Source organism: Phenylobacterium sp. (assembly GCF_030697305.1).
In the GTDB taxonomy this organism is placed as follows: Bacteria; Pseudomonadota; Alphaproteobacteria; order Caulobacterales; family Caulobacteraceae; genus Phenylobacterium.
On the sequence record NZ_JAUYQL010000093.1, the window covers coordinates 1 to 6,466 of the forward strand.

At 68.6% G+C, this 6,466-nt stretch carries 7 protein-coding genes and 1 pseudogene; 4 read left to right on the forward strand and 4 right to left on the reverse strand.

From position 1 onward, the window contains the following. On the reverse strand, positions 1 to 587 hold a 587-nt coding region (gene phbB, locus Q8R27_RS09860), incomplete at its 3' end, for an acetoacetyl-CoA reductase (protein ID WP_305698856.1). Between the two features lie 47 nt (positions 588 to 634). After that, positions 635 to 1,810 (reverse strand): acetyl-CoA C-acetyltransferase, encoded by a 1,176-nt coding sequence (locus tag Q8R27_RS09865; RefSeq protein ID WP_305698857.1) that lies wholly within the window; start codon positions 1,808 to 1,810, stop codon positions 635 to 637. 180 nt (positions 1,811 to 1,990) lie between these two features. Between Q8R27_RS09865 and phaR the strand changes: the two genes are divergently transcribed. Next, a complete protein-coding gene (phaR, locus tag Q8R27_RS09870; protein ID WP_305698858.1) occupies positions 1,991 to 2,620 on the forward strand; it encodes a polyhydroxyalkanoate synthesis repressor PhaR in 630 nt (209 codons plus the stop codon). Positions 2,621 to 2,672: 52 nt separating this feature from the next. Then, a complete protein-coding gene (locus tag Q8R27_RS09875; RefSeq protein ID WP_305698859.1) occupies positions 2,673 to 3,008 on the forward strand; it encodes a hypothetical protein in 336 nt (111 codons plus the stop codon). Between the two features lie 241 nt (positions 3,009 to 3,249). On the opposite strand, the gene Q8R27_RS09880 is transcribed toward Q8R27_RS09875, so the two are convergent. Then, positions 3,250 to 3,675: a hypothetical protein gene (locus Q8R27_RS09880; protein ID WP_305593815.1), complete on the reverse strand. Its 426-nt coding sequence runs from the start codon at positions 3,673 to 3,675 to the stop codon at positions 3,250 to 3,252. Between the two features lie 79 nt (positions 3,676 to 3,754). Next, a complete protein-coding gene (locus Q8R27_RS09885) occupies positions 3,755 to 4,489 on the reverse strand; it encodes a glycosyltransferase family 2 protein (protein ID WP_305698860.1) in 735 nt (244 codons plus the stop codon). A 74-nt stretch (positions 4,490 to 4,563) separates the two neighbouring features. On the opposite strand from Q8R27_RS09885, the gene Q8R27_RS09890 reads away from it, so the two are divergent. After that, positions 4,564 to 6,243, forward strand: a complete 1,680-nt coding sequence (locus Q8R27_RS09890; RefSeq protein WP_305698861.1) for a glycosyltransferase family 39 protein — start codon at positions 4,564 to 4,566, stop codon at positions 6,241 to 6,243. After that, positions 6,240 to 6,466: pseudogene (locus Q8R27_RS09895) on the forward strand (hydroxymethylglutaryl-CoA lyase); the annotation flags it as partial. The gene Q8R27_RS09890 and the pseudogene Q8R27_RS09895, both read left to right, overlap by 4 nt.

Below are 6,466 nucleotides of genomic sequence, written 5' to 3' on the forward strand. Positions count from 1 at the left end.
ATAGACTCCAGCACCTTCTCCGGCACCGCCTGCACCATCTCGGTGTCGATATAGCCCGGCGCGATGCAGTTCACGGTGACGCCCTTCTTGGCGTTCTCCAGGGCGAGCGCCTTGGTGAAGCCGATGACGCCGGCCTTGGCAGCCGAATAGTTGGTCTGGCCCATCTGGCCCTTCTGGCCGTTGATCGACGAGATGTTGATGACCCGGCCCCATTCGCGTTCGCGCATGCCCTCGATCACCTGCCGGGTCATGTTGAACACGCTGTCCATGTTGACTCGGATCACGTCCGACCATTGTTCGGAGTTCATGCGATGGAACACGCCGTCACGGGTGATGCCGGCGTTGTTGACCAGGACGTCGATGGGCCCGAGTTCCGCGGCGACCAGGTCAACCGCGCGTTTGCAGTCGTCGAAGTTGCCGACGTTGCCCTTGACCACCATCACGCCGAGTTCGCGGGCGCAGGCCTCGGCCGCCGCCTCGTTGCCGGAGTAGCCGGCGGCGACCGCCATCCCATCATTCTTCAAGCGCTCGCAGATCGCCCGCCCGATGCCGCGGGTTCCACCCGTGACAAACGCCACCCTGGCCATCGCTCAAATCCTCCCTAGACGCCGGCCGGTTGATCCGGACCAGTTGTTCAAACAGCTTCGACACACATCGCGACGCCCATGCCGCCGCCGACGCACAACGTCGCCAGGCCCTTGGCGGCTCCCGAACGCTTCATCTCGTGCAGCAGGGTGGTCAGGATGCGCGCGCCGGACGCGCCGATCGGGTGGCCGATGGCGATCGCGCCGCCATTGACGTTCACCCGCTCAGGATCGAGGCCCAAGTCGCGCACGACGCAGATCGACTGGGCGGCGAAGGCTTCGTTGGACTCGATCAAGTCGAGGTCGGCGACGCTCCACCCCGCCTTCTCCAACGCCTTGCGGCTTGCAGGGATCGGCCCGGTGCCCATGATCTCGGGCTCTACGCCGGCGTGCGCCCACGAGGCGATGCGCGCCAGCGGCTTCAGGCCGCGGGCCTTGGCTTCCTCTGCGCTCATCAGCACCAGCGCCGCCGCGCCGTCGTTCAGGCCGGAGGCGTTGCCGGCGGTGACCGAGCCTTCTTTGGTGAAGGCCGGGCGCAGGCTGGACATCGATTCCAGCGTCGCGCCTGCGCGGATGTACTCGTCCTGGTCGACGATCACGTCGCCCTTGCGGCCCTTGATCGTCACCGGGGCGATCTCGTCGGCGAACTTTCCGGACTTCTGCGCGGCCTCGGCCTTGTTCTGGCTGGCCACGGCGAAGCGGTCCTGGTCGTCGCGAGTGATCTGCCAGCGCGCGGCGATGTTCTCCGCCGTCTGGCCCATGTGATAGCCGTGGAAGGCGTCCCACAGGCCGTCCTTGATCATGGTGTCGACGAAGCCCAGGTCGCCCATCTTCTGGCCGTTGCGGATGTGGGCGGCGTGCGGCGACTGGCTCATGCTCTCCTGGCCGCCGGCGACGACAATCTTGGCCGAGCCGTCGGCGATCTGCTGGGCGCCGAGCGCCACGGCGCGCAGGCCCGAGCCGCAAAGCTGGTTCAGGCTCCAGGCGGGCGCCTCCACCGGCACGCCGGCCTTGATCGACGCCTGACGCGCGGGCCCCTGGCCGGCGCCGGCCTGCAGCACCTGCCCCAGGATCACCTCGTCAACATCGCTGGCCGACACCCCGGCGCGCTGCAGCGCAGCCTCGATGGCGATTCTGCCGAGCTCGTGAGCGGGCAGGCTGGAGAGCGTGCCGTTGAATGAGCCGACCGGCGTGCGCGCGGCCGAAACGATGACGATGTCGCCCATTGGCGGACCCCTTCGCGAAACATTAGCCGCATCTATTGAAGCGCGTTTTGCGCGGGGCAAGAGCGAAGTGATCCGCATGTAACATCAACGGCGATTTGCCAATCCGCTCGCATCCGCGATACTGCAGTGCAGAAGAAGGGCCGGCGGCGCTTAAGCGGCTCAGCCCGAAAAGGATTTGGGATGGCGGAAACCCTGGAAGACGGCGCAAAGCCCAACGGCGAACGCGTGGTCATCAAGAAATATGCGAACCGGCGGCTCTATAATACGGCGTCGAGCTCGTATGTTACGCTTGAGCATCTCTCGGAAATGGTCAAGCAAGGCGTCGATTTCGTCGTCTATGACGCCAAGACCAACGAGGAGATCACGCGCACGGTCCTGACCCAGATCATCTTCGAGGAAGAAAGTCAGGGCCAGAGCCTGTTGCCGATCCAGTTTCTGCGCCAATTGATCGGCTTCTACGGCAACTCGATGCAGTCGTTCCTGCCGAGCTATCTCGAGATGTCGCTGGCGAGCTTCACCCAGCAGCAGGAGCGCCTGCGTAGCCAGTTCACCGGCCTGACCCCGGGAATCGCGCCGGGCGGCGCGGCGTTGGAGGAACAGATCCGCCAGAACATGGCGCTGTTCGACCGCGCGATGAAGATGTTCTCGCCGTTCGCCTACACCCGTCCCGGCGAGGGCCCGGCCGCGCCGCGCACCGAGACGCCCGCGCCCGCCGCGCCGGCCGCCGCCCCCAGCGACGAAGCGCTCGAGGATCTGCGCAAGCGGATGGAGGAGATGCAGTCGCAGATCGAGAAGCTGGCCAAGCGCTAAGCACGTCTGCGGCAGCGTTTCTTAACCAGCGGCGCGTGACAATGCGCACCGCATGACCACGCCAATCGATCCGATCCATAAGGCCGCCGCCGGTCGCAGCCGGCGCTCAGACGCCAGGCGCGCGGAGTCGAGCGCTTCGGCTGACGATCGCAACCTGCCCGTGCCGGTCTCCGCCCCGAGCGTCGATGCTGCTCCTCCGCCGCAGGCGCCGGCCGACGGCGCCGCGGTGTTTGCTGCTCAACTGCTGGGCCAGGATGGGCAGAAGCGGGGCCTGCGTGGCGGGCCGGCGACCCTGGACGCCGCCAAGTCCAGCTATGCGCGCACCGAATGGTCCGGGTCCGCCGACCGTCGCGCCCGGCGCGGCGGCGCGGCCAAGACCGAGATCTGACCATCCTGCCCGGCCAAAGGCGCCGGGCCGCTAGGCCAATTCAGCCTGGCGGCGCGGACCCGCAACACCGACGCGCCTCGGGCGCGGAACCTCAGGGCGCTGGCGCCAGTCTTGCTTAATGCGTGGTGAATCCCGCACGCGCAGGCCTGGCCATGATCCTCAAAGCAACCCGCTTCCTAGACGTCGCCTTCGTGGCTTTGATCCTCAGCGTTCTGACCTGAAGGCCCGCGCGCCGCTCAGTCTAACGTGCGTCGCTGAAGTCCATGTCGCGGCGCGCGGTGACGATGGTGACGATGAAGCCGGCCAGCACGTCCAGCAGCACCATCAGCGTGATCAGGAAGAAGACCGAGGTGGCGCAGGCCGGCGCCAGTAGGAATTGAACCAGGCAGACGATGAACAGCAGCATCGACAGCGCGTGGTTGATGATCGCGCCACGCCGGCTGTTGGTCGATTTCAGCAGCTCGATGAACAGGACCACTAGCGAGGCGGCGAGCAGCACGTCGCCGAGGCTGACCGCCCAGTCGATGTGCGAGGTCATACGGATGGAGAATAGCTGCTGGGCGAAGCGGGCCTGGGCCTCCACCGCCGCCATGCCGCCCGGCATGGTCAGCGCGATGAGGTCATAGGCGAGCAGCGGCAGGATCAGCAGCGGAATCGCGGCGAACATCGGATCTCCCCCAGCCGCCTCCGCGGCCCGCCTAAAGGGGTAACCGCTTCCTGCGCGACCGCAAGCGCTCCCGCGCGGCTCAGCCTTCGTCGACGCCGACCGGATTGCGCGAGCGCGATTGCAGCCACATGACCCCCAGCAGGTCGGACAACGACGCCCAGAGCCGACCAAGGTTGGTGTATTTCGACTGCCCGGTCTGCCGGTGGCGATGGTTCACCGGCATGAACGCCACCTGATAGCCCTCGCGGATCATCAGCGCCGGCAGGTAGCGATGGATGTGATCGAAGTACGGCAGCCGCAGGAAGGCGTCGCGGCGGAACGCCTTCAGCCCGCAGCCGGTGTCGTTGGCGACGTCCTTCAACAGGCGCTTGCGCACGCCATTGCCGAGCTTCGAAGCGACTTTCTTGGCCCGTGTATCCTGGCGTTTCACCCGCTCGCCGCCGACCAGAGCCAATTCCGGACCGCCAGCCGACAGCGCGTCCACCAGCCTCGGCCCGTCCGCCGGGTCGTTCTGGCCGTCGCCGTCCAGCGTCAGGATCAGCGGCGCGCGGGCCGCCATCACGCCGGTGCGGATCGCCCGGCTCTGGCCGGAATTGGCGCGGTGCGACAGCACGCGAAGTTGCGGGATCTCGCCCTTCAGCCCATTCAGCGCCGCGCGCGTGCCGTCACGGCTGGCGTCGTCGACGAAGACGATCTCGAAATCCCGGCCGGTGAAGGCTGCGGCGATCTCGCGGGCCAGCGCCGGGGCCGCGCCCTCTTCGTCGAAAACGGGCGCGACGACGGAGACGGCGGGCGTGTCGTGGGGTTCGGCCATGGTCTTCCTTGAGCGGACAGGACCTTCCTTAGCTGAAAAGTCGGCGCGCGGAAGGATCGTGCTATCTAGCGCGAATGACGCTGGACGCCTTCCTCGACCGATGGGGCCGCGGCTGGAGAGGACCGGCGCTGGCCGCGCTCGTCGCCTTGCTGGCCGGCTTGCCGGGCGTATTCGCCGTGCCGCCGCTGGATCGCGACGAATCGCGATTCGCCCAGGCCACCGCCCAGATGCTGGAGACCCGGGACTTCGTGGTCATCCGCTACCAGGACCAGCCGCGCTTCAAGAAGCCGGTCGGCATCCACTGGCTGCAGGCGGCGAGCGTGAGCCTGGTCTCCAGCCCCGAGGCGCGCGAGATCTGGGCCTATCGGTTGCCCTCGCTGCTGGGCGCGATGCTGGCGGCGGCGGCCTGCGCCTGGGGTGCCGCCGCCTTCTTCGGCCCGCGCACCGGCATGCTCGCCGGCGTGCTGCTGGGCGCGACCTTCCTGCTGTCGACCGAAGCGTTCATCGCCAAGACCGACGCGGTGCTGTGCGGTGCGACGACGCTCGCCGCGGCGGCCCTGGGCCGGATCTACGCCGCGCGTGATTCGGGCGGCGGCGGTCGGCTGACGCGGCTGCTGTTGTGGCTGGGGCTGGCGCTCGCCACCATCGTCAAGGGGCCGGTGGGCCCGCTGGTGGTGATCCTGGCGGCGCTGTCCCTGGCGGCCTGGGACCGCCGCGCGGGCTGGCTCAGGGACCTCGGCTGGGGCTGGGGCCTCATCGTATTCATGGCCATCTGCGGGCCGTGGGCCGGCGCGGTGACCGTGGCCACCGACGGCGCGTTCTGGACCGCCGCGTTGGCCGGCGACCTCGCGCCCAAGCTGGCCGGCGGCCAAGAAACCCACGGCGGGCCGTTCGGCTACCACACCCTTCTGGCGCCGCTGTTGCTGTTCCCGAGCAGCCTGCTGTTGCCCGCCGGGCTGATCCTGGGGTGGCGTGGGCGCAAGGAGCCGGGCGTCCGCTTCGCCCTGTGCTGGCTGATCCCGGCTTGGCTGGTGTTCGAGATCGCGCCCACCAAGCTGGTGCACTACACCTTGCCGGCCTACGGCGCGCTGGCCTGGCTGATGGCGGCGGCCCTGCGTGATCCTCTGGGACGCGTGTCGCGCTGGTCCGGCGCGGCGCTTGCGGCCTTGACCGGCCTGCTGCTGGCGGGCGGAGTCGGTTATCTAACCTTCGAGTATGGCGATCCGCGCGACGGGGTGGCGGCCGCGTTGGCCGCGGCTCTCCTGGCCGCAGCGGGTGTTGTCGGAGGCTGGATGCTGATCCGCCGCCCACCGGTCGAGGCCGCGGCCGTGGCGCTATGCCTTGGCGTACTCGGACACGGCGTATTGGCCGCGGGCCTGGTCCCGAGGCTCGACCCGTTGTGGCTGTCGGCGCGGGCCGAGCAAGCGATGGCGCAGGCGCGACTGTTGCCGCGCCAGGGCATTGCTCCAGCGCCGGTCGCCGTCGCGGGATACGCCGAACCCAGTTTGGTGTTCGCGCTAGGCACGCCCACCGACCTCGGCGGGGCCGATGATGCCGCCCGGGCCATCGCCGAGGACCGCCCGGCCATCGTCGAAGCGCGCGAAGAGCCCGCCTTCCGCCGCGCCCTGGCGCGTGCCGGCGCGCGCGCCGCAATGGTCGGGGTGCTGGACGGGCTGGATTACTCGAACGGCGACGAGATGCGGCTGCGAATCTATCGTCCCGCCGGTCAACCGCCGCCAAGGGAGGTTCCATGACCCGTCACATCGAGATCGTCGAGGTCGGCCCGCGCGACGGCCTACAACACGAGAAGATCCTCTTAGACGTCCCGCAGAAGCTGGAGTTCATCCAACGGCTGGAAGCCGCCGGCGCCCGCCGCACCGAGGTGGTCTCGTTCGTCAATCCGCGCCGGGTGCCGCAGATGGACGGTGCGGAGGAGATCATGGCGGGGCTGGCGCGCCACGCCGGCCGCTCGCGTAT